Origin of the sequence: Hyphobacterium sp. SN044 (assembly GCF_021864465.1) — a bacterium.
Taxonomy (GTDB): Bacteria; Pseudomonadota; Alphaproteobacteria; order Caulobacterales; family Maricaulaceae; genus Hyphobacterium.
On sequence record NZ_JAKKUV010000005.1, the window covers coordinates 1 to 15,155 of the forward strand.

Here is a 15,155-nt window from a genome sequence, read left to right on the forward strand (position 1 = left end):
CCCCCCCGCCCCCCCCCCCCCCCCCCCCCCCCCATGCCCCCCTCGTCCCTTCGGGACACTCCCCCCGTGAACGGGGGGAGAAAACGTTGGTATGGACCTAACCCCGCTTCAGCTTCTGGAACAGGCGCTCCAGCCCGTCGAGGAAGGCGGAGCGATCCTTCGGGCCGAAGGGCTTGTGGCCGCCGCCCTCCATCATGCCGGACGAGCGCAGATCACTCATCAAATTCCGCGAGGCGAGGAGGGCGCCGATATTGTCGGCGTCGAAGGCGCGGCCCTTGGGGTCGATCGCCGCGCCGCCAGCCTTGAGGCAGCGGTCGGCGAGCGGAATGTCGGCGGTGACGCAGATATCGCCCGGACCGATCCGCTCCGCGATCCAGTCGTCGGCGGCATCCGGCCCGCCGGGCACGATGACCAGCTGCGCCCACTGGCTGTCCGGGCGGCGGAGCCCCCCGTCGCACACCAGCTTGATCTCGGTGCGGTGGCGCTCGGCCACACGGATCGCCTCGTCCTTCACCGGACAGGCATCGGCATCGATGTAAAGCGTCATGGGCGGGGCTTTACGGCCTCAATCCACGACGCGCCACCCCTCCCTCCCCTTGAAGGGGAGGGACGCGAGCGGCGTCCGTCCGGACGACGGGAGCGGGGTGGGGTGAAACTTCCTCTTTTTTTTCCGGGGTTCCCGCGAAAGCGGGAACCTGAAACCGGGTACTTGCTTCAGGTCCCCATTTTCATGGGGACCCCATCAACTTCACACATGACGTTTCCCGGACGGCGAAGCCGATCCGGGATCCATGTCCTATAGATTCTGGACCCCGGTCTTCGCTGCGCGAAACCGGGGAACGTCGAGAAATTCATCGGCGTCAGGTGGAAGCCTCGAAGGACGAGGGCGGGAAAACTTCACTGCGCCGCTTTAACCCGCCTCCGCCCCCATGCTATGCCGCACATGCGAAGGCGCTTGCCTTTCCGCGCCCGCGGCCGACATTGACGGCCAGACCCGATTTAACGCCCCGAGACGAGTGATTTGATGGCCGAGTCCTTCCCGCTGGATACCCCCGATACCGTCGCCGACTGCCAGAAACTGTTCGGCTTCGACCCCGGTTTCGAGGTTCCGGCCTTTTCGAAGCGCGACGAACACTGCCCCGTGGTGGACGACGCCTATGTGTTCGATCCGGCAACGACGCGGGCCATCCTGGCAGGCTTTGCCTTCAACCGCCGGGTGATGATCCAGGGCTATCACGGCACCGGCAAGTCGACCCATGTCGAACAGGTCGCCGCGCGGCTCAACTGGCCGATGATCCGGGTTAATCTCGACAGCCATGTCAGCCGCATCGACATGGTCGGCAAGGACGCCATCGTCCTGAAAGACGGCAAGCAGATCACCGAATTCCAGGAAGGCATTCTGCCCTGGTGCCTGCAGCGCCCGGTCGCCCTCCTGTTCGATGAATACGATGCCGGCCGCCCGGACGTGATGTTCGTGATCCAGCGCGTGCTGGAGGCCTCCGGCTCGCTGACCCTGCTCGACCAGACCAAGGTGATCCGACCGAACCCCTTCTTCCGCCTGTTCGCAACGACGAACACGATCGGCCTGGGCGACACGACCGGCCTCTATCACGGCACGCAGCAGATCAATCAGGGCCAGATGGACCGCTGGTCGATGGTGGTGACGCTGAACTATCTGCCGGCCAAGACCGAGGAGGCCATCGTCCAGTCGCGCCTGAAGCGCTTTGCCGCGACCGAGGAAGGCAAGAAGACGATCGCCGACATGGTGAAGGTGGCGGACCTCAGCCGCGACGCCTTCATGAATGGCGACCTCTCCACCGTGATGAGCCCGCGCACCGTGCTGACCTGGGCGGAAAACACCGAGATTTTCGGCGATGTCGGCCTCGCCTTCCGCCTCACCTTCCTCAACAAGTGCGACGAGCTGGAACGCCCGACCGTGGCGGAATTCTATCAGCGCGTCTTCGGCGAGGAGCTTCCCGAAGCCCCGGTGAAGGCCGCCAATCCGAAACCCGCCAGCGCGGCGTAAGGGCGATGAAAGCGGCTCCCCTCCTTCTCGGTCTGGCCGCCGCCGCGGCCGTGACCGCGGAGGCGGAGGGGTGCCGGTATCCGAGGCCAACCTACCTGCCGGGAAATTCACTGGCAGAATACATTCGGCAGCCCGGCTCGGTCGCGCTGGCCCGCGTTGCGCGGGTTGAGCCTTTGCCGGTCGAGGAACGCCAGTACGGCATACCGACGCGAACCTATCGATATACGTTTGAAATGGTCGAAAGCCTCTCAGGACCGACGATATCAAGCTTCACCTTCGATGCGTCCCGCCCCATCGCGGATATCTCCGCTTACGCATGCGGTGCGCAGTACGACGATCCGGCTCAACGGCAAGTCTCGGATCGCGTTTGTCTGTCCGAACAGGGACATGAAGGTTGGGAGGCGCTGAACTTTAGAACAAGCATGCCTTCGACCGGCGGTATCGGCGGGTTTTCCGAGTTGCCCGAAGGCGATGAACGGATGGTCCTGATCAGATGCGGAGGCGAGATTCTCAGTTTTGCTGAAGGGGAAGCGCATCTTGTTTTCCTCGATGAGGACGGCTCGGTCCGCCCTGTGAACGAATTGAATTTCCGTCTGATCCGGTCCGAGGACGACGATTGGCTGGAGACCGTTCGATATTTTCTGGCCAATCCCGACGAAGAACGCCTTCCACCACGCCGAGCCGAAGACGTGGCCGCGTTGCTGTACCCGACAGTCGCCGGGGACTGTTCCGATACAAATAGATTCGGCTGCGCTCCCGGACAGGACGCGCGCTGGTTCCGATTCGACGGACGCCCGGATTCTCTGGTGGAACCATTTGCCGTCATCGTGTCTGACGACATGGTCGATCTGAGCGGCATCCCGACCCAGTTTGAAATCGAGCCGGAACAGGTGCCGCTCGACGACTTCAACGCCTGGATCGCCGCCCATGACTGACACGCCGCAGCAGGAAGCCTTCAAGCGCGCGACCGCGATCGCCACGCGGGCGATTGCGCGCGACCGCGAGCTGGAGGTGAAGTTCGGCGGCGAGGTGGCGTCCGTGGCCAAGGGCAAGCTGGTCCTGCCGAGCCCGCCCGCCGGCATGACGGCGAAGGAGTTACAGGCCGCCCGGGGCCGCGCTGACGCGCTGGCGCTGCGTATCCTGCACCATTCCGACGAGAGCCATGCCAGCGCCCTGCCCCCCGGGGCGCAGGCCCGCGCCATCCATGACGCCGCCGAGCAGGCGCGCGTGGAAGGCCTCGGCGCGAAGGCGATGCGCGGGGTTGCCGCCAATCTCGATGCGGCGCTGAGCGCACGCGCCGAGCAGAAGGGCTGGAACCGCGCCGAAGACCGCCAGCAGGCGCCACTGGCCGAGGCGCTGGGCGTGATGATCCGCGAGCGGATTTCCGGCCGCCCGGCCCCCGAGGCGGTCAAAGGCCTGATGGAGGTCTGGCGCGACGAGATCGAGAACAAGGCCGGCAAGGCGCTCGATGCCCTCGCCGAGCGGTCCGAGGATCAGGGCGCATTCGCCAAGAAGCTGCGCCAGGTGATCAAGGATCTCGACCTCGCCGACGAACTCGGCGGCGACCCGGAAGACAGCGAGGACGAGACCGAGGACGACAGCGGCGTCGACCGCGAGGAACGCACCGGCGAGGATGACGGATCGGAGCCTGATGGCGGCGACGATACCGATCCGTCAGACGCCGAAGGCTCAAGCGCGGACGAGGACGAGATCGACTTCCAGTCGGACGAGAAGCAGGGCGAGGTGCAGGCGACCGACGACAGCGGCGACAGCCAGCGCGCCATGCGCCCGCAATTCGTCCGCCCCGACGAGACGCCGGCGGCGGCCTACCGCGTCTACACCACCGAGTTCGACGAGATCATCGAGGCCGGCGAGCTGTGCGACGAAGAGGAGCTGGTGCGCCTCCGCCGCTATCTCGACCAGGCGCTGAAAGGCGTCGAAGGCGTCGTCGGCCGGCTCGCCAACCGGCTGCAGCGCCGCCTGATGGCGCAGCAGACGCGCAGCTGGAGCTTCGATCTCGAGGAGGGCGTGCTCGACACCGCCCGCCTGACCCGCGTCGTCACCGACCCCACCGTGCCGCTCTCCTTCAAGATGGAGAAGGAGACCGAGTTCCGCGACACGGTCGTGACCCTCTTGATCGACAATTCCGGCTCGATGCGCGGGCGGCCGATCCTCGTCGCTGCCGCCTGCGCCGACATTCTCGCCCGCACGCTGGAACGCTGCGGCGTGAAGACCGAGATTCTCGGCTTCACCACGCGCGCCTGGAAGGGCGGACGGGCGAAGGAGAAGTGGCTGGCCGAGGGCAAGCCGCCGCATCCGGGCCGCCTGAATGACCTTCGCCACATCATCTACAAGGCGGCGGACACGCCTTGGCGGCGCGCGCACGACAAGCTGGGCCTGATGATGCGCGAGGGCCTCTTGAAGGAGAATATCGACGGCGAGGCGCTGCAATGGGCGTGGCGGCGGCTGTCGGTGCGCCCCGAACAGCGCCGGATCCTGATGGTCATCTCCGACGGCGCGCCGGTCGATGACGGGACGCAGTCGGCCAATGCGGGCAGCTATCTCGAACGGCACCTGCGCGAAGTGATCGCGACGATCGAGAAGCGCAGCGAGGTCGAGCTTCTCGCGATTGGTATCGGCCACGATGTCACAAGATATTATCGCCGGGCTGTTACGATCACCGATGTCGAGCAACTGGGCGGTGCGATCACCGAACAGCTGGCCGCCCTGTTCGACCCCGACAGCCACGACCGCCGCCGGCCGTGGTCGCAGCAGAAGACCGATCCGTTGAGCGCCATAAGGCGGCTCGACCTTGCCGGAGTGGGACCCCGCCGATGAAACGCTTCGCCCTTGCCGCCGCCTTCGTCCTGACCGCCTGCGGCGCGGGGGATGGCGGCCCGGCGGAGGTCACCGTCACGGCGGAGTATGTCGCGCTCTATCCGGAAGAGGCGCAGCGGCTCGATCTCGGATCACTCGACTATCGCGGCGGTCTGGTCCTGTCCTCCGATGACGACCGTTTCGGCGGCTTCTCCGCCATCGAGGTCAGCGAAGACGGCACGCGTCTGCTTGCCATTTCCGACAGCGGCTACTGGATGACCGCGTCGCTCGCTTATGAGGCCGGCGGCCTGAGCGGCCTCACGGACGTTCGCATGGCCGACATGCTGGGTATGGCGGGAGAAGTGCTGGAAGGCGATCACGAGGACGCCGAAGGCCTCGCCGATCTGGGTGAGGGCCACTACGCCGTCAGCTTCGAGCGCGATCACCGCGTGCTCGCCTATGACATCGGCGCGGACTGGGCCGGCATCGAGAATGCCCTGCCCTCGCCCCTGCCCGGCCCGCCGGGGATCGAGCGCCTCAGGAACAATGCCGGGATCGAGGGCATGGCGCCGGGCCCGAACGGGTCGATCTGGATGGCGGTGGAGGACCCGATCATCGACGGACGGCCGCACACGGTCTGGCAGATCCACACCGGCGGCGGAATCGACCTGTCCTACAATCTCGCAGCCGAGCGCGGCTTCGGCCTGACGGCCATCGCGGTGCAGGAAGACGGCACGCTGATCATCGTGGAGCGCTTCTATTCGCAGGCGATCGGCAACCGGATCCGCGTCGTGCGGGTGACGCCGCAGGCGATCGAGAACGCCCGCGCGGCCGGCTCGGTGATCCAGCCCGACCTCCTCGCGGAATTCACGCCGGACATCACGGTCGACAATATCGAGGGCGCGGCGCTCGCCACGGTCGACGGCGAACGCCGCCTCTTCCTCATCTCCGACGACAATTACAACCCGTCCCAGCGCACGCTTCTCTTGAGCTTCGCGATTCCGGGATAGCGTTCCTTTCCCCTCCCCTTGAAGGGGAGGGACGCGAGCGGCTTGCTAACAGCAAGACGGGAGCGGGGTGGGGTGACATTCAGCCGACTGATTGACGTTTCCCGGACGACGAAGTCGGTCCGGGATCCAGGTTAGGCCCCGGTCTTCGCTTCGCGAAACCGGGGAGCGTCGGATATATCGAGCCGCGTTTGAGACGCCGCTTCGCGTCCTCCTCAGGCCAGGCTCGATCTCAATGTTTTCCTCCCCCGTTCACGGGGGAGGTGTCGGCGGAGCCGACGGAGGGGGGATTTTCTCGGCCCCCCCCCGCCCCCCCCCCCCCCCCCCCCCCCCCCTTTTCTCCCCCCCCCTCGCCCCCGGAACAAGTCCGGGGGCACTCCCCCCGCAAGCGGGGGGAGAAACTGTTCGTGGCAGATCGGCGTTTGAAGGATTGGAAGGCTTGGGCTACCCCTCACCCAAACCCATCCGGAGCGACCCATGTCCCTTCACATCACCGCCGCCTTCGACAGCGGAAACATCAATGTCGTCGATGCGTCCGATCCCTCCGACATAAGGCTGGAGATCCGCAAGGATGCCGGGTCGGAGCATTATCAGTGGTTCTTCTTCCGGGTTTCCGGCGCAAACGGTGTGCCGCTGACGCTGCGCATCACGAATGCCGGCGGGGCGAGCTATCCCGAGGGCTGGACCGACTATCACGCGGCCGCCTCAACCGACCGGGATTACTGGTTCCGCGTGCCGACGACCTATGAGAACGGCGAACTCGTGATCCGCGACACGCCGGCCGCCGACGCGGTCTGGTACGCCTATTTCGCGCCCTATCCGGTCGAGCGGCACAACAACCTCATCGCCGACATTCAGAACGCCCCGGGCGTGACGCTGAAAGTCCTCGGCCAGACGCTCGAAGGCCAGACGATGGACTGCCTCGTCATCGGGCACGGGCCGAAGACCATTTGGGTCACCGCCCGCCAGCACCCCGGCGAGACGATGGCCGAGTGGTGGATGGAAGGCTTCCTGGAACGCCTCGTCGATCCGGCCGACCCGGTGGCGCGCAAGCTGCTGCGCGACGCGCGTTTCCACATAGTGCCGAACATGAATCCGGACGGGTCGTGCCGCGGGCACCTGCGCACCAACGCCAAGGGCGTCAATCTGAACCGGGAATGGGGCAAGGCCTCGCCCGAGAACTCGCCCGAGGTTCATTGCGTCCTCAAGGAGATGGAGGAGACGGGCTGCGATCTCTTCCTCGACGTCCACGGGGATGAAGGCCTGCCCTACAATTTCATCGCCGGGGCGGAAGGCGTGCCGGGCTGGGAGACGGCCGACCAGGACAGGCTCGACGCCTATCGCGGCATCCTCGCGCGGCTCTCGCCCGACTTCCAGACCGAGCACGGCTATGCGCCGGACCGGCCGGGCGGCGCGGAGATGACGATCGCCACGCACTACATCTATTCGCGCTTCCGCTGTCTCTCGATGACGCTGGAAATGCCGTTCAAGGATGCGGCGAACCATCCCGAGCCCGACCAGGCCTGGTCGCCGGAGCGCTGCAAGCGGCTCGGCGCGGCCAATCTCGACGCGATGCTGGAGATGCTCGGGCGGCTTTAGGTCACCCCACCCCAACCCTCCCCTGAGAGGGGAGGGAGAGAAACGCCGCACTTATTCCCTCCCCTTGAGGGGAGGGTCAGGGTGGGGTGAAGCATAAGAGCAAGAAATCGACGCCTCCCGGACGCGCGAAGCGCGATCCGGGATCCAGATTTCAGCATCATTTGGGCCCCGGTCTTCGCTTCGCGAAACCGGGGAAGGTCAATTCTTGCTAGGCCATGCCCGCCGATTTGAGGATCTGGTAGGCGTGGATGACGCGGCCGAGCTGTTCCTCGCTTGAGCGGTCGCCGCCATTGGCATCGGGGTGATAGCGCTTCACCAGCTCGGCATAGCGCTTCTTCACCTCGCCCTTGGTCTCGTCGCCGGTGAGGTTCATCGTCTCCAGCGCCATTTCCTGCAGCCGGCCGAAGCGGCGGCGCGGCGCCTCGTCATTGCGGCGGTCATTGGCCGGCTTGTGCCCGAACAGGCCGAGCATGTCGTCGAACCCCTTGGAGAAATCCGCCGAGGCGCGCGCCGACTTGGCGTGTGCGCCGGTATTGCCGCGGAAATTCCAGGTCGGCCGGTGGCCGTAATGGGCGGACTGGTTGAAGGCCTTCATCTCGCCTTCGCTCATGCCGGCGAAGAAATTCCAGCTCTTGTTGTATTGCCCGGCATGGTGCTGGCAGAACCAGTGATAGTCGTCGAGACGGTCCGGCCCCTTCGGCGCGCGGGAATCGCCCTTCGACAGGCAGCCGGGCCATTCGCAGACGCGATCTTCCGGTTCCGGCTTGTCCTTGGGCGGCTTGATCCGGATGTCGCGAAAGCGCGGGCGGTATTTGTACGTGCCGTGCATGGTTCTAAGTATGGGGCTCAGCGGTTAAAGCGGCAATAAACAGGGGTGTGATCATGGGTGACCTTCGCGGCAGGATTGCTGCAAAGCTCACGGAAGCTTTCGCGCCGTCGCGGCTCGACGTGACCGATGAGTCCGCCTCGCACGCCGGGCATGCCGGCGCGCCTGTGGGCGGGGAAAGCCATTTCCACGTCCTGATCGTCGCCGAGGCCTTCACCGGGAAATCCCGGCTTGACCGGCAACGCGCGGTCAATGCCGCCCTTGCCGAGGAACTGGCCGGGCCGGTCCACGCCCTCCGGATGACGGTGCGCTCACCCCAGGAAGGTTAGCGCGCGCTGTAGACCACCTCGCCGTCGACGATGGTCATCACCGGTTCCACCGTCAGGATGTCCTCCTCCGGGATGGTCATGATGTCTTCGGAGAAGACGGTGAAGTCCGCACGCAGGCCCACGGCGATGCGGCCCAGCTCGTCCTCGCGGAAGCTGGCATAGGCCGGCCATGCAGTGAACATGCGCAGGGCTTCCTGCCGCGTCACGGCCTGGTCCGGGTGCCATTCTTCGGTCTGGGTGCCATCCAGTGCGCGGCGCGCCACGGCGGCGTAGAATTCGATGCGCGGATCGCCGCGTTCGACCGGCGCGTCGGACCCCCCGGCGATCACCACGCCCGAATCGATCAGGTCGCGCCAGGCATAGGCGCCATCGAGACGTTCCTCGCCCAGACGGTCCGGCGCGAAGAACAGATCGCCGATGGCGTGGCTCGGCTGCATGGACGGAATGACGCCCAGTTCGGTAAAGCGGGGGATGTCGGCCGGATCGACGATCTGGGTGTGCTCGTCGCGCCAGCGCGGGTTCTCGATCGCGCGCTCTTCCGGCGGCACGGCAGCATAGGCGGCCTCGACCCAGTCGAGCAGCAGGCGATTGCCGCGGTCGCCGATGGCGTGGACATTCATCTGGACGCCGGCGCGCAGGGCTTCGGTGAAGGCCGACAGCGTCTCGTCCTCGTTCGACAGCATCAGGCCCTGGTTCGACGGTGCGTCGGAATAGGGTTCGAGCAGCGCGGCCCCGCGGCTGCCCAGCGCGCCGTCCATATACATTTTCACGGCGCGGGTGATGACGCGGCCATCGTCTGCGATGCGCGGGGTCGCGCGCGCCAACTCGGCGAGGCCGTCGGGATTGACCGAGACATAGACGCGGATCGGCAGGCGGTCCTCTTCGGCCAGCCCCTCGATCATCGCGACGTCGGAATAGGGCACGGACATGTCGTGCCCGCCGGTCCAGCCCAGGCTCGCCATGACACTCGCGCCTTCGGCATAGGTGTCGGCGCGCTCCGCGCCTTCCAGATCACCGACAAGGGCATTGGCCGGATACATGGCGGTGTCGATCAGCATGCCGGTCGGCTCGCCCGCCTCGTCGCGCAGGATGTCGCCACCCTCGGGGGCGATGCTGTCCGCCGTGATCCCGGCGCGTTCAAGTGCCAGTGAATTGGCGACGAGGGCATGACCGTCGGCCCGGGTCAGCACGACGGCATGGTCCGGCGCGGCAGCATCGAGATCTTCGCGGTTCGGGAAGCGGCCTTCGGGCCAATGCGTTTCGATCCAGCCGCGTCCATAGAGGACCGAACCTTCGGGCAGTTCGGCGGCAGCCGCACGGACCCGGTCCTGCAGGTCGGTGATCGATTCGGTGCCTTCGAGGTTCAGCGTGCGTTCGCGCGAGCCGACACCCAGAACGTGGACGTGGGCATCGGTAAAGCCCGGATAGAGCGCCGCACCGTCCAGTTCGACGATCTCGGTCTCCGGCCCGGCAAGAGCTTCCACGCCCGCCTCATCGCCGACATAGACGATCCGGCCATCGCGCACCGCGACCGCTTCGGCCGTCGGCACGGCGTCGTCGGCGGTGTGGATCGGACCACCGCGCACAATCATCGTCGCGTATTCGGTGGCCGGCGCTTCCGCCGTTGTTCCGGTTTCGCCGGATGTCTGCGGTTCGGACGGGGAACAGGCCGCGATCGCAGCGGCGGCCAGGACGGGCAGAAGGCGCATGGGAATTCCTCGGATGGCGACGGAAAATCGTGTCGGAGCGGACCCTATCGGGCGGAAGGGCAAAAGAAAACGCCCGCCGGAGTGCGGCGGGCGTTCGGAACGCTGTATCAGAAGCGGGCGCGCGATCAGGCCGCGGCGGCGTCCGCCTTCTTCTTCAGGGCGCGTTTCACCTTGAGGGCGCGGGTCGACAGGTTGGCGTCGCGGGCCTTCATCAGGAAGGTGTCGAGGCCACCGACATGGTCGACCGAACGCAGCGCGCCGGCGGTGATGCGGAAGCGGTAGGACTGGCCCAGCGCTTCGGACGCAAGCGTCACGTCGCACAGGTTCGGCAGGAACCGGCGCTTCGTCTTGTTGTTCGCGTGGGACACGTTGTTACCGACCATCGGGCCGACACCGGTGAGTTCGCAGCGCCGCGACATGACTGACTTCCCTTATCTCGCAAAATTCTACGCCGGTTCCGACGGGGGGACGGCGCGGGAGCGGGCGAGATAGCCAAGAGCGCCCCTCCCGTCAAGCATTGTCGCAGTTCTGCGCCGTTCATCTTGCAGACGGGTTCGATGATATATTACCTGCAACGGGCCGGGGGCGGTGCCGAGAAGACGAGGCAGGAGTGTCTATCCCCATGCGTGCAGTAATCCATGCCCTGACCGCCCTGGCGTTCAGTTTCGGCCTCGCCGGCGCTGATGAGGCCGCTGTTCCGGCCCGCGAGCCGCTGCGGATCAATGCCGAATTTTCCGGTTCGGTCCTGATCTTCCAGGTCGCAAACATCCGCGTGTCGAGCGAAATCGCCGACGACACCTATTCCGCCAATGCGCGATTCCGCGCCGCGGGCCTGGCCGCGCTCTTCTCCGACGCCGATATCGAGGCGGGGGTCAGCGGCTACAACGAGGGTGCGCACCTCCAGCCCTGGCAGTACCAGCACCGCAATCACGCCAGTTCGAAGAACCGGGTGATCGAAATCACCTTCCCGGAACGCGTGGCCGAACCCAATATCAACCCGCCCTTCGGTTCGATGGGCGAACCGCCCGCCAGCGCGGAACAGCGCACCGGCGCGATCGATCCGCTGACGGGCATGATCTCGATGGCCGTGAACTACCGCTCCAATGGCGGCGAGCCTTGCACCGGCCGCATCCCGGTGTTCGACGGCAAGGCGCGCTACAATCTGCGCCTGGAACGCCAGGGCACGGACAGCGTCCGCAATCGCGGCTATCGCGGCGAGGCGATCGTGTGCAACGCCTATTACGAGCCGATTGCGGGATACGACCCGGAAGACCAGCCGACCGCGGAAGACATCGCCGAACCGGTGACGCTGTGGCTTGCACCCTTTGCCGACGGTCAGGTGTATTTTCCGGTGCGTATCCGCGCGAATGCCGGATTCGGCGGCATCACGGTCGAGGCGCGCTCGATTTCCATCGAATAGCGCCTCGCGGCCTCGCACCTGTCGCACACGCGGTCTATGTGTGAGCCATCATGTCTGCCTATTCCGCACTGACCGCGGTCCTCGGACCGACCAATACCGGCAAGACCCACCTCGCCGTGGAGCGCATGATGGCGCGTTCCTCGGGCATGATCGGCCTGCCGTTGCGCCTGTTGGCGCGGGAAATCTACGACCGGGTGGTCAAGGCCAAGGGCGTTCATGCCGCTGCCCTGATCACCGGCGAGGAAAAGATCGCCCCGCCGACCGCGCGCTATTTCATCTGCACCGTCGAATCGATGCCGCTCGACATGCGCGTCGCCTTCGTGGCGATCGACGAGGTGCAGCTGGCCGCCGACCCGGACCGCGGGCATGTCTTCACCGACCGCCTCCTGCACATGCGCGGCACGGAAGAGACGATGCTGCTGGGCGCATCGACGGTGGAAGGACTGATCCGCCGCCTCGTCCCCGATGCCGAGATCCTGCAGCGCGAGCGTTTCTCGACGTTGCGCTATGCCGGGCCGGCGAAGATCACCAAGCTGCCGCGGCGCTCGGCCATCGTCGCCTTCTCCGGTGAGAGCGTCTACGCCATCGCCGAACTGTTGCGCCGCCAGCGCGGGGGCGCGGCCGTGGTGCTCGGCGCACTCAGTCCGCGCACGCGCAATGCCCAGGTCGCGCTCTACCAGTCCGGCGAGGTCGACTATCTCGTCGCGACGGACGCGATCGGCATGGGTCTGAACATGGATGTCGACCATGTCGCCTTTGCCGAGATCACCAAGTTCGACGGGCATCGCCGCCGCAAGCTGACCCCGGCAGAGCTGGGTCAGATCGCCGGACGCGCGGGCCGGTTCCGCGATGACGGCACGTTCGGCGAGACGTCCGATGTGCGCCCGCTGGAAGGCGAGGTGGTCGAGGCGCTGGAGAACCACGAATTCGCGCGGCTGGAAAAGCTGTCCTGGCGCAACAGCGATCTTGACCTCCGCTCGCTCGACCGCCTGTTCGCCTCGCTTCGCCGCCCCTCGCCCGATCCGGCGCTGGAACGCGTGCGCGGCGCGGAGGACGAAAAAGTTCTCGACATCCTGGCCGCCGATCCGGATGTGCGCCGTTACGCCTCCACCCCGCGCGGTGTGGAAATGGTCTGGGACGCCTGCCGCATTCCCGACTTCCGCAAGATCACGATCGACGCGCACGCGCGCCTGGTGCGGCAGATCCTCGACCATCTGATGAGCCCGAACGCGCGCATCCCGTCGGACTTCATGGCGCGGCAGCTCGACCGGCTCGACCGGGTCGAGGGCGATGTCGATATCCTCTCCCAGCGACTCGCGCATGTGCGCACCTGGGCCTATGTCAGCCACCGCACCGACTGGAGTGAAGACGCCCATCTGTGGCGCGACCGGGCGCGGGAGGTGGAAGACCGCCTGTCCGACGCGCTGCACGAAAGATTGACCCAGCGCTTCGTCGATCGGCGCACCAGCGCGCTGATCCGCGGCCTGCGCGAGGACAAGGAATTGCTGGCCGGTGTGACACCCGACGGACGGGTGACGGTGGAAGGCCATGAGGTCGGCCATCTTGAAGGATTGAAATTCCTGCCGGACATTTCCGGCGGAGCGCTTGAAGCGCGCGCCCTGCGGCAGGCCGCCGACCGGGCGCTGAGACCTGAAATGAACCGGAGACTGGGACGATTGACCAAGGCCGAAGACACCACGCTGAGCATCACCGCGGACGGACGCATCCTCGATGGTGAGACGCCGGTCGCCCTCCTGGTGGCGGGCGACACGCTATTGAAGCCGGGCGTAAAGCTGATCGGCGGCGAGCTGGGCTCGGCGGAAGCTCGGGAACGGGCAATGCGCCGGCTCGACGCCTTCGTTCAGGGCGAGATCGCCGCGAAGCTGGCGCCGCTGCTGGCGCTGCCCGCCGCTGCGGCCGAGGGCAAGGTGACCGGCATGGCGCGCGGCATCGCGCACCGCCTGGAAGAAGCTGGCGGCTGCGTGGCCCGCGCCGACGTGCTGACCGAGGTGCGCGCCCTGTCTCCCGTGGAACGCCGCCAGCTGCGCAGTCTCGGCGTGCGGATCGGCGAGCATGTCCTCTTCATGCCGGCGCTGACCAAGCCGGCTGCGGCAAGCCTCGCCTCTCTCCTGCGCGCGACGGCGCGCGGCGACGGGCATGCGCCCTTCCTGCCCGGACCGGGTCTCGTCAGCGTGCCGGCGGAAGAGGGTCGGGCGGCAGGCGACTATGCCGCTGCGGGCTTCCACCGCTGCGGGCCGCTGGCGGTGCGCGTCGACATGCTGGAACGTCTTGCCGACCTGATCCGAGAGGGCCGCGCCGCCAAGGACGGACACGGCTTCGCGATGACGGCGGACATGACCTCCATCCTCGGCTGTTCGGTCGCCGATTTGCGCGGCGTGCTGAACGCGCTCGGCTATCGCCGCATCCAGACCGGGCCGGACCCGGAAAAGGCCGAGGGCGAACGCTGGGCCGTGCGCGTTCGCAAGCACCGCGCGCAGGAACCTGCGCCAGTGAAGGTCGATCCCGACAGCCCGTTTGCCGCCCTTGCCGCGCTCGCCCGCCCGGCGCCGGAGCCGGCTGCACGGCGAAAGCCGCGCCGCGCCAAGAAGGCGCGCAAATGAGCGAGGCGGCGGGCGTGCGCGTCGATGTCTGGCTGTGGCGCGCCCGCTTCTTCAAGTCGCGCTCGAAGGCGACCCGCTTCGTGGATACCGGTTCGGTGCGCCTTGGCCGGGCCGGACAAACCGCTCGGATCGAGAAAGCCTCGGTGCTGGTGATGCCGGGCGATGTGCTCACCCTGTCCCTGCATTCCGGCGTCTGCCAGGTTCGGATTGCCAGCCTCGGCGTGCGCCGGGGCCCGCCGGCCGAAGCGCGCGCGCTTTACGAGACCACACTGCCCGGCGTAGGAGAGGCGCATGCTTGATGCCCTGAAACGCCTGTTCGCCGCCGAGCGGCCGAAATCCCACCCGGAACTCGACCCGCAGGTGGCCGCCGCCGCGCTGCTGGTCGAAGCCGCACTGGCCGACGGCGTCTATGCACAGATCGAGGAGAAGCAGATCCGCGCCATCCTGATGGCGACCTTCGAACTGGACGAGGCAGCAGCCGAACGCATCCACAACGAGGCCGAGGATCTGGCCGAGACCGCGGTCGACCACTACAGGTTCACCAAGGTGGTGAAGGCCTGCCTGCCGAAAGCGCAGCGCGTGTCGCTGATCGAGCATCTCTGGGCCGTCGCCCTGTCGGACGGCGAAAAATCGCCCTTCGAGGAAAGCTTCATCCGCACGGTCGCGCCGCTGCTGGCGGTCGATGACCGCGAGCGCGTCTTCGCCCGGTCGCGCGCAGAGGCCGCAGCCCGCAAGCGTTGACAAAGCGGCGCTGTCGGCACATGTCCGGCGCGATCTGATCACCTGCCCCGCGTGAAGAAT

At 66.7% G+C, this 15,155-nt stretch carries 14 protein-coding genes; 10 read left to right on the plus strand and 4 right to left on the minus strand.

What is annotated here, in order from left to right:
* Positions 1-97 precede the first annotated feature (97 nt).
* Complete coding sequence (locus tag L5876_RS07840) at positions 98-547, minus strand: YaiI/YqxD family protein (protein WP_236955634.1); 450 nt, start codon at positions 545-547, stop codon at positions 98-100.
* A 477-nt stretch (positions 548-1,024) separates the two neighbouring features.
* On the opposite strand from L5876_RS07840, the gene cobS reads away from it, so the two are divergent.
* The 5 genes from cobS to L5876_RS07865 all read left to right on the plus strand — a co-directional run bounded on the left by cobS (position 1,025) and on the right by L5876_RS07865 (position 7,449).
* Positions 1,025-2,026, plus strand: a complete 1,002-nt coding sequence (cobS, locus tag L5876_RS07845) for a cobaltochelatase subunit CobS (protein WP_236955636.1) — start codon at positions 1,025-1,027, stop codon at positions 2,024-2,026.
* A 5-nt stretch (positions 2,027-2,031) separates the two neighbouring features.
* Positions 2,032-2,961, plus strand: a complete 930-nt coding sequence (locus L5876_RS07850; RefSeq protein ID WP_236955637.1) for a hypothetical protein — start codon at positions 2,032-2,034, stop codon at positions 2,959-2,961.
* Entirely contained in the window at positions 2,954-4,864 is a 1,911-nt protein-coding gene (gene cobT / locus L5876_RS07855) for a cobaltochelatase subunit CobT (protein ID WP_236955638.1), read from the plus strand. The genes L5876_RS07850 and cobT overlap by 8 nt, the downstream gene beginning before the upstream one ends.
* Positions 4,861-5,853 (plus strand): esterase-like activity of phytase family protein, encoded by a 993-nt coding sequence (locus L5876_RS07860; protein WP_236955639.1) that lies wholly within the window; start codon positions 4,861-4,863, stop codon positions 5,851-5,853. Before cobT ends, L5876_RS07860 begins: the two co-directional genes overlap by 4 nt.
* A gap of 474 nt (positions 5,854-6,327) precedes the next feature.
* Positions 6,328-7,449: a M14-type cytosolic carboxypeptidase gene (locus L5876_RS07865; RefSeq protein WP_236955640.1), complete on the plus strand. Its 1,122-nt coding sequence runs from the start codon at positions 6,328-6,330 to the stop codon at positions 7,447-7,449.
* 208 nt (positions 7,450-7,657) lie between these two features.
* Here L5876_RS07865 and L5876_RS07870 read toward each other — a convergent pair whose 3' ends face one another.
* Positions 7,658-8,278: a J domain-containing protein gene (locus tag L5876_RS07870; protein ID WP_236955641.1), complete on the minus strand. Its 621-nt coding sequence runs from the start codon at positions 8,276-8,278 to the stop codon at positions 7,658-7,660.
* A gap of 53 nt (positions 8,279-8,331) precedes the next feature.
* On the opposite strand from L5876_RS07870, the gene L5876_RS07875 reads away from it, so the two are divergent.
* Complete coding sequence (locus tag L5876_RS07875) at positions 8,332-8,604, plus strand: BolA family transcriptional regulator (protein WP_236955642.1); 273 nt, start codon at positions 8,332-8,334, stop codon at positions 8,602-8,604.
* Here L5876_RS07875 and L5876_RS07880 read toward each other — a convergent pair.
* Both L5876_RS07880 and rpmB read right to left on the minus strand, forming a co-directional pair.
* Positions 8,601-10,313, minus strand: a complete 1,713-nt coding sequence (locus L5876_RS07880; protein ID WP_236955644.1) for an amidohydrolase — start codon at positions 10,311-10,313, stop codon at positions 8,601-8,603. The genes L5876_RS07875 and L5876_RS07880 overlap by 4 nt on opposite strands.
* A 125-nt stretch (positions 10,314-10,438) precedes the next feature.
* Positions 10,439-10,732 (minus strand): 50S ribosomal protein L28, encoded by a 294-nt coding sequence (rpmB, locus tag L5876_RS07885; RefSeq protein ID WP_039717841.1) that lies wholly within the window; start codon positions 10,730-10,732, stop codon positions 10,439-10,441.
* 203 nt (positions 10,733-10,935) lie between these two features.
* Between rpmB and L5876_RS07890 the strand changes: the two genes are divergently transcribed.
* The 4 genes from L5876_RS07890 to L5876_RS07905 are packed head-to-tail and all read left to right on the plus strand — an operon-like array spanning position 10,936 to position 15,095.
* Positions 10,936-11,733 carry a DUF3108 domain-containing protein gene (locus L5876_RS07890; RefSeq protein ID WP_236955646.1) on the plus strand — a complete coding sequence of 266 codons (798 nt, stop codon included), beginning with the start codon at positions 10,936-10,938 and terminating at the stop codon, positions 11,731-11,733.
* A gap of 50 nt (positions 11,734-11,783) precedes the next feature.
* The gene (locus L5876_RS07895) at positions 11,784-14,354 is read left to right on the plus strand and encodes a helicase-related protein (RefSeq protein ID WP_236955648.1); all 2,571 of its coding nucleotides are present in this window, start codon (positions 11,784-11,786) and stop codon (positions 14,352-14,354) included.
* The gene (locus L5876_RS07900; protein WP_236955650.1) at positions 14,351-14,653 is read left to right on the plus strand and encodes an RNA-binding S4 domain-containing protein; all 303 of its coding nucleotides are present in this window, start codon (positions 14,351-14,353) and stop codon (positions 14,651-14,653) included. The genes L5876_RS07895 and L5876_RS07900 overlap by 4 nt, the downstream gene beginning before the upstream one ends.
* A complete protein-coding gene (locus L5876_RS07905) occupies positions 14,646-15,095 on the plus strand; it encodes a TerB family tellurite resistance protein (protein ID WP_236955652.1) in 450 nt (149 codons plus the stop codon). The genes L5876_RS07900 and L5876_RS07905 overlap by 8 nt, the downstream gene beginning before the upstream one ends.
* Positions 15,096-15,155 lie beyond the last annotated feature (60 nt).

Bases quoted from the DNA above. Each gene is read 5' to 3' on its own strand.
- L5876_RS07840 (WP_236955634.1), bottom strand. From the start codon at position 547: ATGACGCTTTACATCGATGCCGATGCCTGTCCGGTGAAGGACGAGGCG.
- cobS (WP_236955636.1), top strand. From the start codon at position 1,025: ATGGCCGAGTCCTTCCCGCTGGATACCCCCGATACCGTCGCCGACTGC.
- L5876_RS07850 (WP_236955637.1), top strand. From the start codon at position 2,032: ATGAAAGCGGCTCCCCTCCTTCTCGGTCTGGCCGCCGCCGCGGCCGTG.
- cobT (WP_236955638.1), top strand. From the start codon at position 2,954: ATGACTGACACGCCGCAGCAGGAAGCCTTCAAGCGCGCGACCGCGATC.
- L5876_RS07860 (WP_236955639.1), top strand. From the start codon at position 4,861: ATGAAACGCTTCGCCCTTGCCGCCGCCTTCGTCCTGACCGCCTGCGGC.
- L5876_RS07865 (WP_236955640.1), top strand. From the start codon at position 6,328: ATGTCCCTTCACATCACCGCCGCCTTCGACAGCGGAAACATCAATGTC.
- L5876_RS07870 (WP_236955641.1), bottom strand. From the start codon at position 8,278: ATGCACGGCACGTACAAATACCGCCCGCGCTTTCGCGACATCCGGATC.
- L5876_RS07875 (WP_236955642.1), top strand. From the start codon at position 8,332: ATGGGTGACCTTCGCGGCAGGATTGCTGCAAAGCTCACGGAAGCTTTC.
- L5876_RS07880 (WP_236955644.1), bottom strand. From the start codon at position 10,313: ATGCGCCTTCTGCCCGTCCTGGCCGCCGCTGCGATCGCGGCCTGTTCC.
- rpmB (WP_039717841.1), bottom strand. From the start codon at position 10,732: ATGTCGCGGCGCTGCGAACTCACCGGTGTCGGCCCGATGGTCGGTAAC.
- L5876_RS07890 (WP_236955646.1), top strand. From the start codon at position 10,936: ATGCGTGCAGTAATCCATGCCCTGACCGCCCTGGCGTTCAGTTTCGGC.
- L5876_RS07895 (WP_236955648.1), top strand. From the start codon at position 11,784: ATGTCTGCCTATTCCGCACTGACCGCGGTCCTCGGACCGACCAATACC.
- L5876_RS07900 (WP_236955650.1), top strand. From the start codon at position 14,351: ATGAGCGAGGCGGCGGGCGTGCGCGTCGATGTCTGGCTGTGGCGCGCC.
- L5876_RS07905 (WP_236955652.1), top strand. From the start codon at position 14,646: ATGCTTGATGCCCTGAAACGCCTGTTCGCCGCCGAGCGGCCGAAATCC.